Source organism: Yersinia sp. SCPM-O-B-9106 (C-191), assembly GCF_026183365.1.
Classification (GTDB): domain Bacteria; phylum Pseudomonadota; class Gammaproteobacteria; order Enterobacterales; family Enterobacteriaceae; genus Yersinia; species Yersinia rochesterensis.
This window is the reverse complement of the sequence record NZ_CP110791.1, coordinates 1700869-1724703: the sequence shown is the minus strand read 5'-3', so window position 1 is coordinate 1724703 and position 23835 is coordinate 1700869. Positions and strand designations below refer to the sequence as shown.

Below are 23835 nucleotides of genomic sequence, written 5' to 3'. Positions count from 1 at the left end.
TTCCTAACCATCTACAACCTTGTCTCATCTCTTTTACTTTTTCCTTCCTTACACTCAACACAATTACCGGAGGAGTCCATGTCAGCACCGTCATTGTCGTCAAAGACTATATCCCCTGAGCCTTTGACGCCGGAACAGGTGAATGCGCGCTACCGCTACTGGCGACCGCGCCTGATGGCCGCCATGGTGATGGGCTATGCCGCCTTTTATCTGACCCGCAAAAGTGTTAATTACGCCATGCCAGTGATGCAACTGGAGCTGGGGTTAGATAAAGGGGACATCGGCTTGCTGGGCACCCTGTTTTATTTGGCCTATGGCGGCTCAAAATTTGTGTCCGGCATTGTCAGTGACCGCACCCAAGCGCGCTGGATTATGGGCATCGGTTTGATGATGACCGGGATACTGAATGTGGTGTTTACCCTGTGCCACTCCCTGCCCGCCTTGTTGGTGGTCTGGACTTTAAATGGTTTCTTTCAGGGCTGGGGCTGGCCGCCTTGTGCCAAATTACTGAGCACATGGTATTCCCGCAACGAACGCGGGACTTGGTGGGGCTGCTGGAATACCTCAATCAGTATTGGCGGTGCCGCCGTACCTTTGTTATCGGCCTTTCTGGCCTCGCACTATGGTTGGCAGTCCGCACTGTTAGTGCCAGGGGCCATCGGCATCGTATTAGGTATTTGGTTGTGTTGGCAATTGTGCGACAAGCCACAACAGCAAGGTTTGCCGACCATCGGCCAATGGCGGCGTGACCCACAAGATCAGTGGCAGGAGCAGCAAAGCCCCCCCATGCCGATGGGCCGTATTTTTCGCGATGCTATTTTGCGCAACCGCACCATCTGGTTATTAGGGGTTTCTTATGTGCTGGTTTACCTGATCCGCATCGCACTCAATGATTGGGGCAATATTTGGTTGGCGGAGAGCCATGGCGTCAATTTACTCAGTGCCAACGCCACTTTATCGCTGTTTGAGTTAGGTGGGTTATTTGGCGCGTGGTTCGCTGGTTGGGGATCAGATTTGTTATTTCGCGGTCAGCGCGCACCAATGATTTTGTTATTCGCACTGGGGCTGTTTCTGACCATGACGGCCCTGTGGCTGGCACCGGTAGATAACTATCCACTGCTGTCGGTGACATTTTTCAGTATCGGTTTTTTTGTTTTTGGGCCACAGATGCTCATTGGCCTGGCAGCCACCGAATATACCCATAAAGATGCTGCCGGTACGGTCACTGGGTTTCTCGGGTTATTTGCTTATCTCGGGGCAGCACTGGCGGGGTGGCCGCTGGCGCAAGTATTACAACATTATGGCTGGCAAGGCTTTTTTGCCCTGCTAACACTGGCATCGGCTGGCGTTGGGTTGTTATTGATGCCGCTGTTGATGGCCGGTATTAATCGATTAAAAACAGTTCGTTAAGTCAATAAAAGTACGTTAAGTAAAGTAAGTCATACCTCTACAATTGTCATCTTTATAACTGTCATATTTATAACTACAACTCTGCTTGCCCCGCACAACGGGCGCATAAGAATATAAAAAGGATAATGTTATGAAACTTACCTCTCTCTCAGCACTGATAGCCGCGGGCCTCGCACTGAGTGCTTTTACCACTGTCGCCAAAGCGGAAGGCCGTTTGGTGATTTATTGCAGCGCCACCAACGCGATGTGTGAAGAAGAAGCCAAAGCGTTCGGCGAAAAATACGATGTCAAAACCAGCTTTATTCGCAATGGTTCCGGCAGCACACTGGCCAAAGTCGATGCAGAGAAAAAGAACCCACAGGCTGATGTTTGGTATGGCGGCACTCTGGATCCGCAGTCTCAGGCCGGTGAAATGGATTTACTCTATCCCTACGCCTCCCCTAATCTGGCGCAAATCATGCCGCAATTCCGCGATCCGGCAAAACGCAAAGGTAACTATTCCTCTGCGGTATATATCGGCATTTTAGGGTTGGGTGTGAATACCGACCGCCTGAAAGAAAAAGGTCTGCCAGAACCTAAGTGCTGGAAAGACCTGACCAACCCAATTTACAAAGGTGAAATCCAGATTGCCGATCCGCAAAGCTCGGGTACCGCCTACACCGCGCTGGCCACTTTCTCACAATTGTGGGGTGAAGATGCCGCATTCGATTACCTGAAAAAACTCAATGCCAACGTGTCGCAATACACGAAATCGGGCATCGCCCCAGCCCGTAATGCTGCACGTGGTGAAACCACCATTGGCATTGGCTTCTTGCACGATTACTCGCTGGAAAAAGAAAAAGGTGCACCGCTGAAACTGATTTCACCTTGCGAAGGTTCTGGCTATGAAATTGGCGGCGTCAGTATTCTGAAAGGCGCACGTAACCTGGATAACGCCAAGCTATTCGTTGACTGGGTATTGTCAAAAGACGCGCAAGAATTGGCATGGCAGAAAGGCCAGTCTTACCAAATTCTGACCAACACCACCGCAGCGACCTCCCCTAACTCACTCAAGCTCGATGACTTGAAATTGATTAATTACGACATGGACACTTACGGTGCTACCGAAATGCGTAAGAAGTTGATCACCAAGTGGGTCAATGACGTCAAGATGGGCAAATAACAGCCTACAAAATCAGCGAACCATAAAATAACTTAGCGCTTTTTCTATAACCGAGCCATTGGCGTTGTAGCGAACACTGCTGCAACGCCAAGGATGAAGGTTAGATCTGGGGAACACCATGACTCACTCACATGTTCTGCGGCTCCCGCAGACACGGGATACCATTTTCTATTGGTTGGCTTTCTCCGTGGCTGCTTTTGCCTTACTACCTGCGTTCAGTTTGGATTATGGCCTACTTGATGCCAGCCGTTCTGAGCTACTTGCCGCCTATGGCTGGTCCAGCTTAAATATCAGTATTGTATGGTTTGCCTTGCCATTAGTGCTGCTTTTCCGACCGTTTTCCCCACAAGGGCGCGAACATCGTGCTCGCCACCTATTTGATGCTGGATTCGCCCTATTTTGCGCCTTATTCGTGGTGATCACCTCAGCCTGGGTTGAGCGCGGACTGGGCTTTGCAACTATCGGGTTGTTTATCGCCTTAGGCGCGGTCATTACGTTAGCGCTAGCTCGCCTTGAATGGCTGGGAGGCGATCGTTTTGTCCTCGGATCGCTGGTCACCATTATCGCGTTGATCACTGTTTTTATTCTGTATCCCAGTATCGCTATCTTCATTCCGATGTTTACCGATGAAAGCGGGGCTTTTGCGCCATGGCAATTTATGGCCATCCTCGGGCAAGCGCATATCCTGCAAGTGATCTGGAATTCATTCATGCTGTCGGTGGCAGTGGGTATTGGCTGTACTTTCTTTGGCATGGTTTTAGCCATATACACCACGAGAATTGCTAAACGCTCAGCATTGTTGGGGCGAATTTTCTCAATTTTGCCGATTGTCACCCCGCCATTTGTGGTTGGGTTGGGTGTCACCTTAATGATGGGCCGTTCCGGTTACGTGACCGAGTTAATGGTCACTTGGTTCGGGCTGACAAACACTAACTGGCTCTATGGTTTTACCGGTATTTGGTTGGCGCAAGTTTTGGCCTTTACGCCGATGTCATTTATGATCCTCGACGGCGCGATTAAAACAATTCACCCGTCACTGGAAGAAGCTTCCTATACCTTGCGCGCCAGTCGCTGGCAGACTTTTCGGCAAGTGTTTCTGCCGCTGTTAAAACCGGCATTGGCGAACTCATTCTTAATAGTCATCGTGCAATCACTGGCTGATTTCAGTAACCCGCTGGTCTTGGGGGGGAACTTTGACGTGCTCGCCACGCAAATTTACTTCTATATTACCGGCGCTCAACTTGATTATCCGGCGGCCTCGACCCTGGGTGTCATTCTGCTAATGTTCTCGCTGTTTATCTTCTGTATCCAGTATATGTGGATAGGCAAGCGCTCCTACGTCACCATCTCCGGTAAGTCCTCGCGTGGCGATGTCCAACCCTTGCCGGTTTCACTGGTATGGGGCACTACGGCCATGCTGTATGTGTGGATTGCCTTTAACGTGTTGTTGTACGGCAGCATTTTCTACGGCAGTTTCACCGTCAACTGGGGGGTTGATTACACCCTGACACTGAATAACTTTAACCAGCTATTTGGGCAAGGTTTCAGTGATGGCGCATGGCCTTCGTTGCTCGATACGCTGCTCTATGCCGGTATTGCCGCCCCTATCACCGCCGCTCTGGGGCTACTCATTGCCTATATCGTGGTACGCCAGCAATTCCGTGGCAAAAAAACCATCGAATTCAGCACGATGCTATGTTTCGCCGTGCCGGGTACTGTTGCTGGGGTCTCCTATATTCTGGCCTTTAACAGTGCGCCAGTGTATCTGACCGGCACTGCGGCCATCGTCATTATCTCGATGGTGATGCGAAATGTGCCCGTCGGGATACGTGCCGGGATTGCGGGTCTTGGACAACTGGATAAATCGCTGGATGAAGCTTCGCTCAGCTTACGAGCGGGTTCGCTGCGTACTGTGATTTATATTTTGCTGCCATTGCTGCGCCCGGCGATTTTATCAGCGCTGATTTATAGCTTTGTGCGGGCGATGACCACCGTCAGTGCCATTGTTTTCCTGGTGACGCCGGACACGCGAGTCGCCACCTCCTACATCCTTAATCGGGTGGAAGATGGTGAATACGGCATCGCAATTGCTTATGGCTCCATTCTGATTGTGGTGATGCTCGCCATCATCTTCCTGTTTGATTATCTGGTTGGCGAAGCGCGTATTGCCCGCTCGAAAGCCAGTAATGCTGAATAACGGCGCACTGATAAGGTTTAATATGATGACTAACGAAAACTATGAATCTGATAAAAATCATGGGTCTGATAAGAAACATTTTGTCGAACTCAAACATATCACCAAGCGTTTTGGCACCAATACCGTTATCGATGATTTAAATCTGGCTATTCCAAAAGGCGAAATGGTCACCCTATTGGGGCCATCCGGTTGTGGCAAAACTACCGTATTACGCTTGGTTGCTGGGCTGGAAAAACCCACTGGCGGACAAATCTTTATCGACGGTGAAGATGTGACGGATAGATCTATCCAGCAACGCGATATCTGTATGGTATTTCAGTCCTATGCCCTGTTTCCGCATATGTCGCTCGGCGAAAACATTGGTTATGGTCTAAAAATGTTGGGTCGCCCAAAAAATGAAATTCGCGACCGGGTGAAAGAAGCGCTGGCACTGGTTGATTTAGAGGGGTTTGCTGACCGTTTTGTTGATCAAATATCGGGGGGGCAACAACAACGCGTGGCGCTGGCAAGGGCGCTTATCCTGAAGCCCAAAGTGCTGCTGTTTGATGAGCCGCTCAGTAACCTGGATGCCAACCTGCGCCGCAGCATGCGCGATAAAATTCGTGAATTACAGCAGCAGTTCAATATTACTTCGCTGTATGTCACACACGACCAAAGCGAGGCTTTTGCCGTTTCTGATACCGTATTGGTCATGAATAAAGGCAAAATCATGCAAATTGGCGCACCGCAGACATTATACCGCCACCCAGCTTCTCACTTTATGGCCAGTTTTATGGGGGATGCCAACGTCTTCCCAGCACGGATCAACAGTGATAGCGTCGAAATTTTTGGTTATCACATTCCGCGTCCACAGGGATTTGCTGATGGATATCAGCAAGCTACCGTGGGAGTAAGGCCTGAGGCCATTACGTTGAGCCAACAAGGTGACCCAAGCCAGCTCTGCACTATCAATAAAGTGGCTTATATGGGGCCACAATATGAAGTTCTGGTCGATTGGCAAGGCCAATCATTATTGTTGCAAGTGAATGCCACACAATTACAACCCGCTCCCGGCGACAGCTATTACCTGCAAATTCATCCGTATGGCATGTTTGTCTTAACGGATGCCCCACAATAAATGCCCCGGCGGGCAGTCTGATCACACCACTGCCCGCCATTTTACTGGTTATCAAATCGTTTTTTTTGTGGGTAAACATTGAGCTAAAAGCTAAAAATCTCAACAAGTTGCACAAACTGTAAGCAAACAATCCAAATTTACTGTTTCCCCTTTGACATGTACCTCATACCCCGCTATTATTCGCCCCGTTCACACGATTCCTCTGTAGTTCAGTCGGTAGAACGGCGGACTGTTAATCCGTATGTCACTGGTTCGAGTCCAGTCAGAGGAGCCATATTAGAGAAGCCCGCTTAGGAAACTAAGCGGGCTTTTTGCTTTGGTTTTGATCTCACCATTTATCGTAATAGCGAGATTCTTAAAGCACCATTATGAATTTTTCATTCCCTCGCCCTGATTAATCCATTATAAAATAATTTGCTATCTATCTGATATTTATACTGGAATAGGATAAACGACATATCATGGAAGTTTCCTACATGCAGTAATGAAAAATCGGATATTTTTACAGTTAGAATGATTATTTGACTATTTTTTCTCTTTTTTTGAATGATTAATTCGAATTTTAATAAAAAAAATCCCAACTCTTTTATAATCAATTCACTAAGCAGAATAAAGCTGATGGTATGAATTTGGTTAAGCAGCCACTACATGAGTAAGAATCTTTTCTTGATAATCTATAATTAGAGATTAAAATCACCGAAATAGTACCTTACATATACGCTAAATAATTCGTGTGGCAGGAAAGCGGCAAGCAAGAGAACTCTGATGAGTCAATGATTTGGGTGATTAAAGGTAGCTAACGCACATACAGTTTGTAGTATGGCGGGTATAATAATAGTTTGAGCATCGGCAGTAGCAGTTCTTGTTTATCTCATCTTGGGTAATCATTTAAAGTCGATCGGTGCTAACGAGCAGCAGTGAATTAACTCTGCGAATCCCAAGATATAACGGTTTACGGAGATAACATGACAAAATCAGTAATGATAGTTGATGACCACCCAGCAATTCGTGTCGCTATTCGTGCTTTACTGTCACAAAGCAATGAGTTTTCAACTATTTACGAGTCAGTTGACGGCAGTGAAGCCCTAGAAACATTAAAAAATAATCCTGTTGATCTGGTTATTATCGATATTGAACTGCCGAACTTTGATGGTTTTTCATTGCTGAAAAAACTACAGCAACGTGGTTTTACCGGTAAGTCATTATTTTTGTCCGCTAAAAATGAGCAGGTTTTTGCTGTGCGAGCATTACAAGCCGGCGCGAATGGCTTCATTAGTAAAAATAAAGATATTAGTGAAATTCTTTTTGCTGCACAGAACGTATTACGTGGGTATTCTTTCTTCCCATCTGAGACTTTGACCCAATTAGCTGGGCAACCCTCAAGTCATGATCCTGTCAATCGGGCTCGCTTGTTGTCAGAACGCGAGATTAATGTTTTACGTTACCTGGTCAATGGTCTCTCTAATAAACAGATTGCCGATGAGATGTTTATCAGTAACAAGACTGTCAGTACCTATAAAACACGTATCCTAACTAAACTAGGACTAAGTTCTGTAATTGAACTGGCGGATTATGCGCATACCCATAATTTGGTCTAGCTCAGACTGGTCTAATTTACCGCGTACCGCGTTATCTTTATATCGTTTGTTCTCTTTACGCATTTTACTGTGCTGTTTGCTATTACTAAGTGGGCAACTTTATGCAGCCCCAATGACAAGCCGTCAGGGATGTGATACTGGTCAACCATTGACAATACACAGTATCGCGAACAGTTACAGTGAAGACTTACTGCTGCCCCCGTCCACTGACGCGCGCCAATCAAGCCGGCGTACTGTGAAAGTGGGGGTGGTTATTGATGCTAATACACCCTTTGTCGTGAATCGCGATGATACTTCTATTGAAGGTATTGTTGCGGATTATCTAAAAATCATCAGTGATGCCAGCCAACTCTCTTTTCAGATGATTGGTTATTGTGATTATGGCTTGGTATTGAATGCATTAGAAAATGGTCAGGTTGATTTAATGGCTGGCACCCCTATGCCCGCTCAACCAGGGCTGATTGCTTCCCATGCTTTCTTTACTAACCGGCATGTGGAGGTTCGCAGCAAAAATTGGGACCCCACCAAACGCACCCATCCGGAAACGGTGGCCATCGTGAATAATGAGCCACTCTCACCGGAGTTTTTGTTTAATTATCATGCCGATAAAATCGTTGCTTATCCGAATCAATTGCAAGGATTACTGGCTGTAGCCTATGGTAATGCCGATGTGTTTGTCTCCAACGCCACATCAGCCAACTATTTGATTGACCAATTGCAACTGCTGACATTGCAAATTCGTAATTTTGCCCCTTATCACCCCGCCCCTTACACCTTTCTGGCGCTGGAAAAAAATCAAAAACTGATCGATTACATTAATCAGATTCTGGAATTACTGCCCAGCCGGGCCACGGGTGATATTCAACAGCGCTGGTTTGGCAGTAAGCATCATTACAATATTGATGCCAAATTACTTTTGACAGAACAAGAAGTTGCCTGGATTCAACATCATCCGGTGGTGAGTTATGTGGCGCCATTGGATCTGGCTCCGCTGATTTTTCGTGATCGCCAAACAGGCGAAATGGCCGGTTTTTCTATCGATCTCATTGATATTATTTCACGCCGAACCGGGATTAAATTTAAACCGGTTTATAGCAAAGATACCGGTGAGTCGATGCGTGATTTTATTGCTGGGAAAATAGATATGCTGCCCATTGTGGCAGTCCGTAATGGGCAATACGGCAACAACCTTTACTCCTTGCCTGTCGCCCAATCTTTGTGGGGCATCTTGACGCGAGAAGATCGCATTGATATCAACAACGTAGCGGATTTAGCGGGCAAACGGGTCGGTATACAAGCGGGCAGCACTTCCGGTGGAATTATTAGCAACCCTCTTTTAGCCCAAAAAATCACCTTTGTAGACGCGCCTGATACCATGACATTAGTGCGTTGGTTACAACAAGGAAAAGTCGATGCGATTATCAAGAATATGATGACCGCTAACTACCTGTCGGCACAGAACTTCACTCCCAATATTAAAACGGTGGCCGTCACCGGAGAAGAACCCTTGATGATGGCATTTGCCATCAGCCCGAAATTACCTGAATTAAAAGCCATCATTGATAAAGTCATTGAGTCAATTCCTCCGGAAGAGTTAGACAATCTGATCAGTGAGTGGAGTACATTCAAACCTAAACCGACCTCCTTTGATGAGCATTCATTGGAGAATGAATGGCTAATGTTGGCGCTAAAAATAAGCTCCGGTCTGCTGTTGGTCTTCGGCTTGTATCTTTGTTATCTGGTGTTCAATAAACGCCGCCAGGCCAAGTTGTTACAGGCTCGTTTACGGCAACAAGAATCCATTATTAATGCCCTGCCATTCGCTGTTTTTATTCGCACTAAAAAAGGTGAATTAGCGGTTTATAACAGTCACTTTGCCGCTGCACATCAAGATAAGCTGAACGACATGCTCAATCAGAAGACTGAGCAAGCCCACTGGCCAATGACCAGCCCACTTGATCGTGAGATAGATAAATATTGTCGTTATGTCTTACGAGACAGACAGCCCCAAATGGTGGATTTGTCTCTTGAGATCAACAAGGAATTGCGTGATATTTTCCTGTGGATTATTCCACTGGATAATGCGGAACGCAGTCTGCTGGGCGGCTGGCTGGATATCAGCCAACGCAAAACTGTTGAGCGCGAACTGGAAGCCGCCCGTGTCGAAGCCGAAAGTGCTAACCGCACTAAGAGTACGTTCCTGGCGACGATTAGCCATGAACTGCGCACACCAATGTACGCCATTATGGGGTTATTGGAGCTGGAAATACGCAGTGACCAGCCGGTGGATAAAAACACGCTGGTGACAGTTTCCAAATCAGCTCAATCACTGATGCTACTGCTGGATGACATCATCGACTCCGCCAAAATCGAAGCCGGGCAGTTGAGTGTTCACCCTGCTGTGGTGGATTTCCGTCAGGAAATAGAGCGGATGTTCACGATTTATCAGCCTATCGCCGATGAACGCAATCTAAGATTCTCTGGCTGGCTGGATGACCATATCCCTGATTTGGTGATGGTTGACATGCTGCGGGTACGGCAGGTAATGGGCAATCTATTGGGTAATGCCCTGAAGTTTACCGAACAGGGCGGTGTGTCAGTGGATATCACCTGGGAATCTATCGATGAGAAGCATGGCATAATGAATATCGATATTACAGATACCGGTATTGGCATTTCCCCTGCGGCACAGGCCACATTATTCCAACCATTCAGCCAAGCTAACGAGGGTAAATCACCGCGTTTCGGTGGCTCCGGTCTGGGGCTGTGGATCTGTCATCAATTGATTCACAAAATGGGTGGGGAAATAACATTAGAAAGTCAGCTTGGCAAAGGAACCAGTCTGTTTATTACATTGCCGCTGGAAATTGCCACAATCAGTGATTTGCCACCAGATTCAATCATTATTGACGTAGATGAAAATCAACTTAATCAGTTGAAAAACTTGCGTATTTTGGTGGTGGATGATTTACCCGCTAACCGCCAATTGCTACAGCAACAATTAGCCTTTATTGGTATCGAGCAAGTCATGAGTGCCGAAAATGGCGCTGAAGCTTGGCAAATATTGCAGCATTATAGTTTTGATGCTGTCATCACGGATTACAATATGCCGCTGATGAATGGTTACGAACTGGCCACCCACATCCGTAATAGTGCGACGATGAAAGATATGATCATCATTGGTTGCACCGCTGATGCGCGGGAAGAAAGTGCCACCCGTTGCAATGATGCAGGGATGAATGACTGCATGGTTAAACCCGTGACTATCGATACGCTGCGCACCACTTTGCTGCGTCAGGAGATTATTGGCAGTTATGTGGATACGGGACATCATCACACTGTGATTAATGATGTTACAGTGCAGAATCGCGGTCAGCAGGAAGAGATAAATTCAGGTGAGAACGAATATCTTGTTGTTACTAAACAACAATCTCCTCTAGTAGCAGCGCAGGATAAACTAAAATCCCTATCGGGAGGCAATGCTGAAGTGGAGTTGCAATTATTACAATTTTTACTGGAAAGCAATGTGCACGATACCGGGGTGCTGACACAACTGTATACGCGCCTCACTGTTGATGATGACAACACAGTTTCTGCTGATATTTATAAAGAAATGGCGAGTTTGGTTCATCGGATTAAGGGTGGTGTACAATTAATTGATGCCCAGATACTGGTAGATAGTTGTATTAAATTCGAATCCTTACTGCACGAACAAGATAGACATGCTGCTTTGGCTCATGGTACTGGCTATCTGGCGCTATTGGCTGAGATGAACCAATTATTGGTAGATTTGATAGCTTCATACTCTGAGATAGACAGCCCGTCGCCATAAAATAGAAATTAAAATGATGTTATTACTGAAAGCTCGTCAGAATTTTGACGGGCTTTTTTAATTTCTGATTATTTATATTTAATGACGAAAATATAGCTTTATATAAGAATCCATCATAACTCATTGTAATAAATGAAAATTATAATTCAACCTCATTTTAAAAGGACAAGTTCCTACAGGTTTTGTGGGAAATTTCACATATAAAACAAGGACGCCTCTCATTCTGTCGCTCAGGCTTTCCCCTTACACTACCACCGGCCCCAAAACCGGGTAGTGAATACACATAATGGAGGATCATCTTCAACGTAATAATCGCTTATTTTGTTGAATGATAAAGATCGCCGTTTACAAAAAAATATACCCTAAATAATTCGAGTTGCCGTCAACACACATGCAGCTTGAAGAATGATGGGGAGAAACATCATAAATTTAAGTGGGAATCTCATGGGAAAAACACTAATAGCGTTGGCGCTACTCACCCTACCGAGCATAGCGTTAGCTGCGACTTCAAATAACACTATCAAGTTTCAGGGAGAAGTTGCCGAACAAACTTGTATGGTTGATATCAATGGCACAGCCAACACCCCCGTTGTTCTGTTACCAACCGTCTCGACCAGTAACTTGAATCAAGTTAACTCAATCGCCGGTAAAACTAATTTCACTATCAACCTTACTGGCTGCAACATCGCCATACAAGACACCAAAATTAGTTCCGTTTTTCAAGGGATGAATGTCACACCCGCAGGTAATTTGGGCAATGTTGGGACAGCAAAAAACGTCGCTATTCAGTTACTTGACACTAATGGCGCACCAATCCGTATGTCTGGAGGCAGTGTTTCAGTTCCTGGAATTACGCTGGTCACTGGCGCGACATCCGCATCACAGGATTTAGCTGCTCAATATATTACGGAAGAAGGTCGCGCGACTGCAGGGAGCGTTATCGCTTCAGCTCAATATGCGATCACCTACCCCTGACTATTCGTGAAATCCGAACGACTTCATGAATATGTTGGCCAACCGGTAACGGAGCCGATACAAACTAGAAAAAACAAGGATAAGTAAGCACTATGACACTGATTGCCCACAAAATTATCGCCTGCTCGTTGTTGCTGCTTAGCGGCGTACCCTTATGGACGCAAGCCAGTGTTGTCATGACAGGGACACGAATCATTTATCCTGAGGGTACACGGGAGAAAGTGTTACAGCTCAGTAATAAAGATAACCACCCCAATTTGGTCCAATTATGGATGGATGACGGAAATAATCAGTCTTCGCCATCAAAAAGTGATGTCCCTTTCGCATTGACGCCACAAATATTCCGTATGGAAGCACAAAGTGGGCAAGTAGTCCGTTTGTCATATATCGAGCATAATTTACCTAAAGATCGCGAATCGGTTTTCTATCTGAATTTCTTACAAATTCCCGCCTTAAAAAAAGAAAATACACAATCTGAGAACAAGCTTGTTTTGATCGTTAATAACCGGTTGAAAGTCTTTTATCGCCCAGCAGCATTAAAAGAAAATGTCGACACCTTAGGTGAAAAGATTCGTGTCAGTGTGGAAAGTACCAGCAGCGACAAAATCAAGATAGATAATCCCACAGCTTATTATATCAGCCTGCGCGATGCCAAACTGGTCAGTGATGGGAAAACTATTTCATTTGCTACCAATGAGATGTTTGCTCCTAACTCAACCACTGACCTGGCTTTTCCTGCTGGGGTGAAAGCCAAAAAAGGCGAATTGTTGACGCTGAACATGGTTAATGATTATGGCACCAGCATCTCCTACGACTACCATTTGTAATGCTGCTGTGATAATGACCCTGAACGCGCCTGACGACAGAGATAACCCGTGAGGTTTGCTCCTTGGCTATCCTATTTGCTCACACAGAGTCTGTTAGTCAGTCATTCCGTGTCAGCGGCAGATGAGAGCAAACAAGACGAATATGTGTTTGAAGATGCGCTATTGCGCGGCTCAACCCTCGGCTTGGGTTCCATCTCCCGCTTTAATAAAAAAGACAGTTATGAAGCAGGCAAATACCAGGTTGATATCTATATGAACAGCAAATTTGTTGATCGTATCGAGCTGATGTTTATCACCAAAGGTGATGCTGTTGTTCCCTGCTTATCAGTGTCACAACTGCTACAAGCTGGCGTTAATGAAAATGCGCTAGAAAATGCCAATCCGGAAGATAACTGCCTGGATTTTAAATCCCTGCTGCCAGCCAGTGACTATCACTTCGATTATGCCAAATTGCGTTTTGATTTATCGGTTCCGCAACTGTTTGTTAAGCATGTCCCGCGCGGCTATGTTGACCCCCGTAATCTTACGGCGGGAGAAACTATTGGTTTCAGCAATTACAACTTAAACCAATATCATGTGAGCTATAACAAAGAGGGAATTAAACGCAGCACCAATTCAAGCTATTTGAGTTTGAACAGTGGTATCAATGCTGGGATGTGGCGCTTTCGTCAGCAAGGTTCTTTGCGCTACGACGATATTCGTGGAGCAGACTGGACATCTAACCGGTTGTACAGCCAACGCGCCCTGCCCACTATTGGCAGTGAAATAACCTTGGGTGAGACATTCAGCTCAGGCCAATTTTTCTCCAGTCTCGGGTTTAGCGGCATAGCCCTAAGCACGGATGACCGCATGTTGCCGGAGTCGCAACGGGGCTATGCTCCTGTTGTCAGAGGGATTGCCAGGACTAATGCAAAAGTCACGGTATATCAAAATAATCGGTCAATTTACCAAAGCACCGTTTCACCCGGCCCTTTTGAATTCAATGACTTATCTGCCACCAATTTTGGTGGCGACCTCACTGTTGAGATTCAGGAAGCCGATGGCAGTATCAGTACCTTCCAAGTACCTTTCTCCTCTGTACCCGAATCATTACGCCCCGGATATTCCCGCTACAACTTTGCAGTCGGCCAGGTTCGTGATCTTGGTAGCCATGAGGTATTCAGCGAACTGACTTACCAACAGGGGGTCAGTAATGCTATTACGGCCAATACTGGGGTGCGCATAGCCTCTGGATATCAGGCCGTTATGCTGGGAGGCGTTTTCACTCACTATATTGGGGCCTTGGGGTTGGATGCGACCTATTCACATGCCAACCTCCCCGGTAATATCAATTCACCCGATAATAGCGATTCATCCCGCAATACAAAACAGAATGGCTGGATGGCGCGTGCTTCTTTCAGCCGTACCTTTGAAGCAACCAACACCACATTATCCGTCGCAGGCTACCGCTATTCCACTGAAGGTTATCGTGATTTAAGTGATGTTTTGGGCATACGGGCGGCAAGTCATGGCAAAGCATGGAGCTCAGGGACTTACCAACAGCGCAGCCGGGCTGAGATATCACTTAACCAGAATCTCAACAATTACGGTTCGCTGTATTTAACCGCCTCTTCGCAGGATTATCGTAATTCGCGCAAGCGGGATACCCAGTTGCAACTGGGTTATGCCAATACCCTATGGCGCAATACCAGCTTTAACCTTGCGGTTTCACAGCAAAAAACCGGTGGCGGCAACAATGAAATTTACTTTGTCGACCCCGGCAGCGGTATGCCAGCAGCCAACGGAGCGAATCAGCTCGCGACTAATGAGACTGTGGTGCAAATGTCCATTTCATTCCCATTAGGGGGCAGCCCACAAGCACCTTATATCTCCGCTGGAGCGGTTAACAGCCGGGTCAGTGGTGCGAGTTATCAAACCTCCCTCGCCGGTGTGATGGGTGACGATCAGTCTTCCAGTTACAGTATGGACTTCGCGCGCAGTGAACAAACCAAAGAAAACACCTTTAGTGGCAGTTTACAAAAACGTTTGCCAAGTACTAGCTTAAGCAGCAGTGCATCACGCAGCCCTGGTTATTGGCAAGGTTCCACCAGTGCGCGAGGTGCGGTGGCCTTCCACAGCGGCGGTGTCACGTTGGGGCCATATCTGAGTGATACTTTTGCGCTGATAGAGGCCAAAGGTGCCAGTGGGGCCAAAGTGATGTATGGACAAGGGGCGAAAATTGACCGTTTCGGTTATGCCTTGGTCCCAACCTTGACGCCGTATCGCTACAATACCATCACCCTCGATCCCGATGGGATGGATTTCAATACTGAACTTCAGGACGGCGAGCGGCAAATTGCTCCCTACGCGGGTTCAGCGGTGAAAGTTAAGTTCCGTACCCTCAGCGGATACCCCCTCTTAGTGACGGTCAAATTGTCTGATGGTAGCCAAGTGCCTATGGGGGCGGTGGTTTACAGCACCATAGGCACCGCTGATAACAAGGACGGCGATGCCCCTCAACATGTGGAGATCGGGATGGTAGGCCAAGCCAGTCAGGCCTATTTACGCGCTGAACATGCCAGTGGGACGCTGTTATTGGTATGGGGAGATGCCGTCAATGAAAGTTGCCTGTTAGATTACGATTTAGGCACGCCGAACAATGATAAACAGCTGTATAAACTCGATGCCTTGTGTGTCGTTACCCAGCATTGAAGCAGAGAAACAGTATGAATCCTATGATACGCCACCGCACTCATCTCTACCGAGATAAGCCCCTTTTCTCTCGTCGCTTGCGATTATTTTTCTCACTCGTTTTATTGAGTTTCGCGATGCCCGGCTATGCTCAATGCGTCTGGAAAGGTGCCAATATCGGCGGCGATAACTACGGCGCTTCATTGCAACTCGGCAGCGTCAATATAACCAGCAATTACATTCAACCCGTTGATTCAATTTTGGCTTCCAGCATCATCAGCCTAGTCCCTGCCCGCTTCTGGTCAGACCCTGAAGCTGTTATCTATGAGTGTGATGTGGCCGATAAAGACAGTTTATTTGAAGTGTTTGCCACTAATGGCGACAGCAATGTCGGTGGCTACACCAATATGGGCGACAACTATTTTCAGACCTTTTTCCCTTATACCGCATTAAAACTGATTCACGTCGAGAGTGGCATCGAGTTCAACCGAATCTGGCAGCAAGTCCCGCTAAAAAAATACGATATAGTGGGTAATAAAATTCAGATTAAAGGCAAGCATTTCAGTCAAATACGTGCAGAGTTGAAAAAGGTGGGTTCGGTGGATCGCACTCCAGGCCCTTCCAGTTGGGGGTGCCCTGGACCTGCGGCAGACAACTATTCCGGCAGCTACACCTGTAATCAGCCTAATGGTTATGTGGTATTCAAAGGCCCCGGCATGCCAGTGCCGGAAACCGGATATGATTCAGCGACTAATTATCAGACTTGGGGAACAGGTCGCTATATGGCATTTGGTATGAATACCTCGCCGGTTTCTATCCTGACACGTAAAAATACCTGTGTGGTGCGCAATGTTACGCCTTATGTGGTTTTCCCCATTATCACCGTCAATGAACTCAATGATAATCAAACACGTAGCGCAGAAATCACCGTCGATATCGAATGCCAATCCGGCACAGAATCGGGTATTAATCGTGGACAAACAGCGCTGGGTATCCAAACATCATTACCGGGGTATTTGATAGCGCAAGGGTTAGGGTTGGTCAATTCTGCTGGCGGGGTCAGTTACTTACTCTCCGATCATTATGGCACTGATAGCCGTATTGCCACTGGCGTTGGGATCAGTCTCAGTGACAGCAGCGGAAATGCCATGAATTTTGTCGGCTGGGGCGGGTGTATCAGCAATTGTGCCGCCACGACCAGTGCCGGTTGGTACCCGATTCTCACAGGAGCCAGTGCCAATGGCAGTAACGCTGCGGGATTCAACAATTATCTACATCACTTTACCGCGACATTAAAAAAACTGCCTAACGGCACTCCGACAGCCGGTAAAGTGGATGCCACCGCCTATGTTTTGGTGAAAATACAATGAGATACTTTTGTCTATTTTTGCTTATATTCAGTGTTAATCAACCGGCTATCGCGGGCCTGGTTGCAGCCTCAACCCGAGTCATTTATCAGCCAGAGTCACGCGAACGCACGCTGATGCTGGCGAATACCAATGATTACCCAGTCGTGGTACAAACTTGGATAGATGATGGGGATGTGGACAGCACACCAGATCAAGCTAAAGCGCCCTTTATGGTGTTACCTGCGGTATTTAAAATGCAGCCCGGAGCTGCACAAGGGCTGCGAATCATTAATAAAGGTGACAATCTACCCACGGATCGGGAATCCGTGTACTGGCTTAATTTGTATGAAATCCCACCAAAATCAAACCGCAATGCTGAGGCTTATGCTCAAGTGGCGATAGCAATGAACACCCAGATGAAGATTTTCTATCGTCCCAATGGATTAACACCTAAACCCGATGAAGCAATGAAAAAGGTCAGTTTTACCCTGCAAAAACAAAATCAAAAATATGCTCTCACTGCTCATAACCCCACGCCATATCACGTTTCATTCGGTCAGATTCAGCTAAAAGACCGGCAGAAAAGCCATATCATCGCGCAGGAGATGAACATGATGATGACTCCATTCACCCAGCGGCAATATCAATTTGAGTATCCCCCCACATCACTCAGCGGTGAACTCACCTTGGACTATATATATTTTGATGATGCTGGTAACCAAGTAAAAAACAGTCAGTTAGTAAAAGTGACACCGTAACACTGACCAAAGAATCTGAATCAAAATTCAATAAAAGACTAGAAAATGCACAAGTTTGCTGAAAAACAAGCCAATAAGCTCATTCTCTCAGCAAACGCGCATTTTTAATGTTTTTCTACTTTGACAAACGGCACCACCCCCGCTATTATTCGCCTCGTTCACACGATTCCTCTGTAGTTCAGTCGGTAGAACGGCGGACTGTTAATCCGTATGTCACTGGTTCGAGTCCAGTCAGAGGAGCCAAATTTTAGCGCCCTGGAATTCTTTTGAATTCCGGGGCGTTTTCTATTTCAGCGCTCAATACCGTCACGACAACACCGCACGATCAAATTGCCAACATGCTGGCACGCGCGACTGCTGGGGATGAATTTCTTGATGCGGCTAAAAAAGCTTTATGGGGTGAAAAATAGCATTTTAGCCACCAATAAATGCTCAACAGCCCCGCCCTACTGAACTCTCCAGCAGAGAAAGGCCGTCGAGGATAATGCTCATATTACTGATTCAAGGCTTTTTTGGCATCCAACGCCTTGTGGATAGCGGCTTCCAATTCGTTAGCTTCGAATTTCGCTACATAGGCATCGGCCCCTACTTTGCGGACATGGTCTTCATTCGCGCTGCCCGATAACGAAGAATGGATAATGACCGGGATATTCTTCAGGAACTCATCCCGTTTGATATTCAACGTCAGTGTAAAGCCATCCATCTCCGGCATTTCTAAATCGGTTAGCACAAATGAGATTTTATCCGAAATTGGGCGGCCTTCGGCCCTTGCCTCTTCCGCTATCTTCTTGATTTTATTCCACGCTTCCAGGCCGGTGATATGCATTTCTGCGGGAATATCCATCATTTTTAGCGCCTGTTCCAGCATGGAGCGGGCGACTTTAGAATCTTCAGCGACTATGGCCACCGCGCCCGGTTTCAAATCGAAAGTTTTGGTCTTCTCGCTATCAATTTGGACATTGCGGTTGGCCGGAATAATGTCATATAAAATCTGTTCAACATCTAATACCAGCGCCAGCCGGTTACTGGCTTTATCATTGTCGAGACGCGCGATGCTGGTGATATTACGGCTGTTGACCCCCGCGTCGGCCGCCAGCACCTGGCTCCATTCCAGGCGGACAATATCATCAACAGACTCCACCGCAAATGCCTGGGTACTGCGGGCATATTCCGTCACCAGTAAAATGTTCAACCCAGTTTTGGGTACACAGCCGACGATAGCCGGGAGGTCAATCACAGGAATGATTTCCCCACGAATATTCGCCATGCCCATCATGGGTGAAGCCATACCCGCCGCTTTGGTTAAGCTTGGCATCGGGACTATTTCACGTAATTTGAATACGTTAATACCGTACAGTTCAGACTGTTGTTCCTCCTGAGATTCCCCCAAACGAAACAGTAACAACTCAAATCTGTTAGAGGAGGTGAGATTCGTTCTCTCTTCAATCTCTTTTTGAAAATTATCCATACTTTCCCCGGTACCTTTTTTCTAAAATAGAGAAACTTGTCTCTCTATTATTATCGGCAATGGGTAGAAAATGCTTAATCATTCGACTGATGAAACCGAGAAAACTTTTCAATCCGCGCGCTAAACTGCTACTGACCCGCAAACACTCTTTCACTAAGAAAATCGATAAATACCCGTAATTTAGGCGTGATATAACGCCCGGAGGGCCACACGACATGCAAGCTGACGGTGCGTTTCATATAGCCGTCCAGCAAGGTGCGCAACTTACCTTCCGCCAGTGTATTTCCCATAGAAAAGTCCGGCAGGCAAGCAATCCCCAACCCGCGCAGAGCAAAACACATTCTGGTTTCAATGTTATTGCACACCATCGAAATGGGGATTTGCAAATCCGGCTCATTGGGCAACGGCCAGGTTTCCAATTTGCCACTGTTGGGATAGCGGTAGTGCAGGCAAATATGGTTAGCCAGCTCACTCGGGTGCATCGGCTCCCCATACTGTTCCAGATAGGCGGGTGAAGCCACTAGCAGCACGTTGGACTGCCCCAACTTACGGGCAGATAGACGGGAATCTGTCAGTTCACCGGTGCGGATCACCGCATCAAACCCCTCTTCGACTACATCAACAATCCGGTCACTGAAATCCAGATCCAGTGCAATATCGGGATAAGCCAACATAAAATCAGCCAATACCGGCAACAGCAAGGTGCTTACCAAGGGAAAACTGACCCGCAATTTACCGCGTGGCTTATCAGCTAATTGCGACATTTCCAGCTCAGCAGCCTCGACCTCGGCTAAAATTCGCCGACTGCGCTCAAGAAAAAGTGCGCCTTCAGAAGTCAGTGCAATACTGCGAGTGCTGCGGTGAAACAGCCTTACCCCCAACCGAGCTTCAAGCCGGGCAATACTTTTACCGACCGCTGAAGCAGAAACGCCCAAGACACGCCCTGCCACCACAAAGCTGCGGGTCTCGGCCACTTGGACAAACACCGCCAGACTGCTCAAGTTATCCATCACATCTCCTATTGCGGACATTCTTGTCCTTTAACACTGGAAATCTACCCCACTTTATCCGGATTGAGTAGCTATCTATTGTTAGATTGCAATCCAGAGTTAAGTCATCATTCATTCAGATTAAGGAATTACTATGTTTGCCAATTCGTTAGCGCCAACACAGCCAGAACTGCTGGCAATCAGAATTAATGCCGTGATTGACAAGGCGCTCGCCGAACAGCGCTTGGTCGGTGCTGTGGTCATGGTGGCGCTTAATGGCGAAACCCATTTCAACCGAGCAGCGGGTTGGGCGAACCGCGAAAACGAACATCCCATGGCGACCAACACTCTGTTTCGATTCGCGTCCATCAGCAAACCGATTGTTTCCACCGCAGCCATGGTGTTAGTCGCACAAGGTAAACTCGACCTTGATGGCGATATTCGCCGCTGGTTACCTGACTTTCAACCACGACTGGCTGACGGGGAATTACCCCAAATTACGGTGCGCCAATTACTCAGCCATACCGCCGGTTTGGGCTATCGTTTTGTTGAAGCGGATGAAAATGGGCCTTATGCGCGCGCGGGCATCTCCGATGGCATGGACCAATCAACCATCACACTGAGTGAAAATTTACGTCGATTGGCGCAGGTGCCGCTGTATTATGCGCCGGGAACCGCATGGGCTTATTCATTGGCAATTGATGTTTTAGGCGCAGTGATTGAGCAAGTTTATGGTCAGCCATTAGATAAAGCCGTGCGGGCGTTGGTCACCGGGCCGCTACAGATGGATGATACTGACTTTTTTGCCCATGATGTCAGCCGGTTAGCGACACCTTATGTCAATGATATTCCTGCGCCCCACCCCTTGCAGGAAGGGGAAATTGCCGTGGTGTTTCCAGATACCGTAGGTATTGAATTTTCCCCTGCTCGCGCGCTCAATCGCGATGCTTTTCCTTCTGGCGGTGCCGGGATGGTGGGCAGTGCCAGCGATCTATTGCGCCTGTTGGAAACCCTGCGTCAGGGCGGTTCGCCCTTATTTCCGGCTGAATGGGTTGATGAGATGGGCCAGGATCAAACTCGCGGTATGACCTTACCGGATTCCCCCGGATTGGGCTTTGGCTTAGGTTTTTCCGTCCTGCGCTCGCCACTCGAGGCCAACTCCCCCGAGTCCGTCGGTACATGGAGCTGGGGCGGCGCGTATGGCCACTCATGGTTTGTTGATAAGATTCAAGGAATAAGCGTCGTCGCTTTGACCAATACTCTCTACGAAGGGATGTCCGGACAGTTTGTTAACGACCTGCGTGATGCTGTCTATGGTGTTGGAGAGCATGGTGTTGGAGAGCATGGTGTTGGAGGCCAATAATGAAAACAGCACCCTTTCCTCTCGCGGCCTTATTGGCACTGGCGATGACCGGCTTTATTGCCATCATGACCGAGACATTGCCCGCCGGATTATTGCCACAAATCAGCCAGGAATTGGGCGTTTCACAAGCATTGGCGGGCCAATGGGTCACTCTTTATGCTCTGGGTTCGTTAGTGGCGGCCATCCCATTGATTGCGCTGACCCGCAGTTGGGGGCGGCGTAAAGCCTTACTCAGCGCTATTGTCGGGTTTTTCTTATTCAATACACTGACGACTATTTCGCCGTGGTTCAGCTTAACCTTGCTGGCCCGTTTTATGGCCGGTGCCGCGGCAGGACTGGCCTGGGGACTGATTGCCGGTTACGCTCGCCGCATGGTGCAACCTCATCAACAAGGGCGCGCAATGGCGGTTGCCATGACCGGCACACCGCTGGCATTGGCGCTGGGTGTGCCGTTGGGAGCCTGGTTGGGCACAGTGCTCAGTTGGCGCAGCGCATTCGCCATTATGTCAGGATTAACTTTGCTGTTGATTGTCTGGGTTATCGTGAAAGTACCTGATTATCCGGGGCAATCGGCCAAACAGCAGCAACCCGTGCGCAAAGTCTTCATCACCCCCGGCGTGCGCCCCGTTTTGTCGGTTATCGTCCTGTGGATGCTGGCGCACAATATTCTTTATACCTATATTGCGCCTTTTATCGCTCCAGCAGGGTTAGGAAATCAGGTCGATAAAGTGCTGTTAGTCTTTGGGATCAGTGCGCTGGCGGGAATTTGGCTGACCGGGTTAGTGGTGGATCGCTGGTTGCGTGGCGCGGTATTACTGAGCATTGGCACCTTTGTTTTGGCGGCATTGATATTGGCTATTGAAGGAGGAACGCCCGCCGCTATTTACGGCAGCATGGTGTTGTGGGGGCTGAGTTTTGGCGGCGCACCCACCTTATTGCAAACTGCGTCGGCGGACGCCGCAGGGCAAGATGCTGATGTGGCGCAGTCAATGATTGTGGTGGCGTGGAATCTGGCGATTGCGGGCGGTGGGATAGTCGGTGGCTTGCTGCTACAAAGCGCCGGTGCAGCCAGTTTCCCATGGGCGGTGCTAGGGTTATTATTCCTGGGGTTAATTATTGTGTGGCAAGCTCAGCAATACGGCTTCAAGCCGGGCATTCGTAGCGCAATGCGCGCTGCAAAATGTTGAAGTGATAAGTCTATACCCTAAATAATGCGAGTTACAGGAAGGCGGCAAGCGAATGAGAGCAGCCAACACACATGCGGCTTGAAGTATAACGAGTTTAAAACACCCACTATTCGGTGGGTGTTTTAAATAGAATTAATTGGCGTAGATAATTTTATCGGAATAAAGTGCTTCAATTGCTTGCTTATGTATATTTTTCTTTTTGTCGGTGACAATAATATCAATATCGTTGATATCACTTATTTTCATTAACCCGCTTTGACCAAACTTACTGGTATCACATAAAATCACTTTCTGTCGGCCCATTGCCAGCATTTTCTTAGCTATACGCCCTTCATCCAGATTTTTCACCATCACACCAAAGTCACTGTCTATTCCGCCCACCCCAACAAAGGTGAAATCAGTATGAATGTCATTCATTTGTTCAATTGTCTGAATACCTAAATTCGCTTTATAAGTATGATTATATTCGCCGCCTAAGACATGCACGACAGCCATATTATTTTTACTTTTTATTTGATCGGCAATTAAGGATGAATTGGTAAAAACGGTGAATTTTACTAATGGTAAGAATGAAGCGAAAATAAGTGTGGTAGTACACGAATCAATAAATAAGCTATCGTTTTCAGTCACCAGTGAGGCGGCATATTGGCCAATTAACATTTTTTCCTGGCGATTTAAATCCATTCTTTGGGCAAAACTGCCCTCTTGTATATTCTGAACCTTTATCGCACCGCCGTGGACTTTAGTCACTTCGCCACTCTTTTCCAAATAGGAAAGATCTCTGCGGATCGTTTCAGACGTCACACCCAATTCCTCGGACAAACCAATAACAGAAACCTCACCAAGACTATCCAGCTTTTCCAAAATAAACTGTTTACGTTTGATCTGATTCATAAGAATAAAGGCCCGAAGCTGTGCAATATATTTCGTGTC

General features: G+C 47.4%; 17 protein-coding genes and 2 tRNA genes. 16 read left to right on the top strand and 3 right to left on the bottom strand.

From position 1 onward, the window contains the following. Positions 1-78: 78 nt before the first annotated feature. The 14 genes from uhpC (at position 79) to OP863_RS07860 (ending at position 18305) form a co-directional block, all read left to right on the top strand. Positions 79-1410 carry an MFS transporter family glucose-6-phosphate receptor UhpC gene (gene uhpC, locus OP863_RS07925; RefSeq protein ID WP_038633937.1) on the top strand — a complete coding sequence of 444 codons (1332 nt, stop codon included), beginning with the start codon at positions 79-81 and terminating at the stop codon, positions 1408-1410. A 130-nt stretch (positions 1411-1540) separates the two neighbouring features. After that, positions 1541-2572, top strand: a complete 1032-nt coding sequence (locus OP863_RS07920) for an ABC transporter substrate-binding protein (RefSeq protein WP_038633940.1) — start codon at positions 1541-1543, stop codon at positions 2570-2572. A gap of 118 nt (positions 2573-2690) precedes the next feature. Then, positions 2691-4769 carry an ABC transporter permease gene (locus OP863_RS07915; protein WP_265526077.1) on the top strand — a complete coding sequence of 693 codons (2079 nt, stop codon included), beginning with the start codon at positions 2691-2693 and terminating at the stop codon, positions 4767-4769. A 25-nt stretch (positions 4770-4794) separates the two neighbouring features. Further along, on the top strand, positions 4795-5886 hold the full coding sequence (fbpC, locus tag OP863_RS07910; RefSeq protein WP_038633945.1) for a ferric ABC transporter ATP-binding protein: 1092 nt from the start codon (positions 4795-4797) through the stop codon (positions 5884-5886). Positions 5887-6084: 198 nt separating this feature from the next. After that, positions 6085-6160, top strand: a tRNA-Asn gene (locus OP863_RS07905). A 691-nt stretch (positions 6161-6851) separates the two neighbouring features. Then, positions 6852-7484, top strand: coding sequence for a response regulator transcription factor (locus tag OP863_RS07900; protein ID WP_004391176.1), 633 nt, complete (start codon positions 6852-6854; stop codon positions 7482-7484). Positions 7485-7596: 112 nt separating this feature from the next. Beyond that, a complete protein-coding gene (locus OP863_RS07895) occupies positions 7597-11316 on the top strand; it encodes an ATP-binding protein (protein WP_186368326.1) in 3720 nt (1239 codons plus the stop codon). Between the two features lie 444 nt (positions 11317-11760). Beyond that, positions 11761-12291 carry a fimbrial protein gene (locus OP863_RS07890; protein WP_038639610.1) on the top strand — a complete coding sequence of 177 codons (531 nt, stop codon included), beginning with the start codon at positions 11761-11763 and terminating at the stop codon, positions 12289-12291. A gap of 92 nt (positions 12292-12383) precedes the next feature. After that, positions 12384-13118, top strand: a complete 735-nt coding sequence (locus OP863_RS07885; protein WP_145588533.1) for a molecular chaperone — start codon at positions 12384-12386, stop codon at positions 13116-13118. 48 nt (positions 13119-13166) lie between these two features. After that, positions 13167-15809 (top strand): fimbria/pilus outer membrane usher protein, encoded by a 2643-nt coding sequence (locus OP863_RS07880; protein WP_145588535.1) that lies wholly within the window; start codon positions 13167-13169, stop codon positions 15807-15809. A 14-nt stretch (positions 15810-15823) separates the two neighbouring features. After that, positions 15824-17158 carry a fimbrial protein gene (locus OP863_RS07875; protein WP_265526075.1) on the top strand — a complete coding sequence of 445 codons (1335 nt, stop codon included), beginning with the start codon at positions 15824-15826 and terminating at the stop codon, positions 17156-17158. Continuing rightward, a complete protein-coding gene (locus OP863_RS07870) occupies positions 17155-17895 on the top strand; it encodes a molecular chaperone (RefSeq protein ID WP_145588537.1) in 741 nt (246 codons plus the stop codon). Before OP863_RS07875 ends, OP863_RS07870 begins: the two co-directional genes overlap by 4 nt. Before the next feature lie 167 nt (positions 17896-18062). Further along, a tRNA-Asn gene (locus OP863_RS07865) sits at positions 18063-18138 on the top strand. A gap of 23 nt (positions 18139-18161) precedes the next feature. Further along, positions 18162-18305, top strand: coding sequence for a hypothetical protein (locus OP863_RS07860; RefSeq protein WP_186368284.1), 144 nt, complete (start codon positions 18162-18164; stop codon positions 18303-18305). 83 nt (positions 18306-18388) lie between these two features. Here OP863_RS07860 and OP863_RS07855 read toward each other — a convergent pair whose 3' ends face one another. Further along, on the bottom strand, positions 18389-19363 hold the full coding sequence (locus OP863_RS07855; protein WP_038634015.1) for a chemotaxis protein: 975 nt from the start codon (positions 19361-19363) through the stop codon (positions 18389-18391). A gap of 128 nt (positions 19364-19491) precedes the next feature. Then, positions 19492-20373, bottom strand: a complete 882-nt coding sequence (locus OP863_RS07850; protein ID WP_145588583.1) for a LysR family transcriptional regulator — start codon at positions 20371-20373, stop codon at positions 19492-19494. Positions 20374-20506: 133 nt separating this feature from the next. On the opposite strand from OP863_RS07850, the gene OP863_RS07845 reads away from it, so the two are divergent. Together OP863_RS07845 and OP863_RS07840 are read left to right on the top strand one after the other, a co-directional pair. Continuing rightward, a complete protein-coding gene (locus OP863_RS07845; protein WP_265526073.1) occupies positions 20507-21715 on the top strand; it encodes a serine hydrolase domain-containing protein in 1209 nt (402 codons plus the stop codon). Further along, positions 21715-22902 carry an MFS transporter gene (locus tag OP863_RS07840; RefSeq protein WP_145588541.1) on the top strand — a complete coding sequence of 396 codons (1188 nt, stop codon included), beginning with the start codon at positions 21715-21717 and terminating at the stop codon, positions 22900-22902. The genes OP863_RS07845 and OP863_RS07840 overlap by 1 nt, the downstream gene beginning before the upstream one ends. A gap of 132 nt (positions 22903-23034) precedes the next feature. On the opposite strand, the gene OP863_RS07835 is transcribed toward OP863_RS07840, so the two are convergent. Beyond that, positions 23035-23796: a DeoR/GlpR family DNA-binding transcription regulator gene (locus OP863_RS07835; protein ID WP_145588543.1), complete on the bottom strand. Its 762-nt coding sequence runs from the start codon at positions 23794-23796 to the stop codon at positions 23035-23037. Positions 23797-23835: the final 39 nt, after the last annotated feature.

Excerpts from the sequence above, each read along its gene's own strand:
- uhpC (WP_038633937.1), top strand. The coding sequence starts at position 79 with ATGTCAGCACCGTCATTGTCGTCAAAGACTATATCCCCTGAGCCTTTG.
- OP863_RS07920 (WP_038633940.1), top strand. The coding sequence starts at position 1,541 with ATGAAACTTACCTCTCTCTCAGCACTGATAGCCGCGGGCCTCGCACTG.
- OP863_RS07915 (WP_265526077.1), top strand. The coding sequence starts at position 2,691 with ATGACTCACTCACATGTTCTGCGGCTCCCGCAGACACGGGATACCATT.
- fbpC (WP_038633945.1), top strand. The coding sequence starts at position 4,795 with ATGACTAACGAAAACTATGAATCTGATAAAAATCATGGGTCTGATAAG.
- OP863_RS07900 (WP_004391176.1), top strand. The coding sequence starts at position 6,852 with ATGACAAAATCAGTAATGATAGTTGATGACCACCCAGCAATTCGTGTC.
- OP863_RS07895 (WP_186368326.1), top strand. The coding sequence starts at position 7,597 with ATGACAAGCCGTCAGGGATGTGATACTGGTCAACCATTGACAATACAC.
- OP863_RS07890 (WP_038639610.1), top strand. The coding sequence starts at position 11,761 with ATGGGAAAAACACTAATAGCGTTGGCGCTACTCACCCTACCGAGCATA.
- OP863_RS07885 (WP_145588533.1), top strand. The coding sequence starts at position 12,384 with ATGACACTGATTGCCCACAAAATTATCGCCTGCTCGTTGTTGCTGCTT.
- OP863_RS07875 (WP_265526075.1), top strand. The coding sequence starts at position 15,824 with ATGAATCCTATGATACGCCACCGCACTCATCTCTACCGAGATAAGCCC.
- OP863_RS07870 (WP_145588537.1), top strand. The coding sequence starts at position 17,155 with ATGAGATACTTTTGTCTATTTTTGCTTATATTCAGTGTTAATCAACCG.
- OP863_RS07855 (WP_038634015.1), bottom strand. The coding sequence starts at position 19,363 with ATGGATAATTTTCAAAAAGAGATTGAAGAGAGAACGAATCTCACCTCC.
- OP863_RS07850 (WP_145588583.1), bottom strand. The coding sequence starts at position 20,373 with ATGGATAACTTGAGCAGTCTGGCGGTGTTTGTCCAAGTGGCCGAGACC.
- OP863_RS07845 (WP_265526073.1), top strand. The coding sequence starts at position 20,507 with ATGTTTGCCAATTCGTTAGCGCCAACACAGCCAGAACTGCTGGCAATC.
- OP863_RS07840 (WP_145588541.1), top strand. The coding sequence starts at position 21,715 with ATGAAAACAGCACCCTTTCCTCTCGCGGCCTTATTGGCACTGGCGATG.
- OP863_RS07835 (WP_145588543.1), bottom strand. The coding sequence starts at position 23,796 with ATGAATCAGATCAAACGTAAACAGTTTATTTTGGAAAAGCTGGATAGT.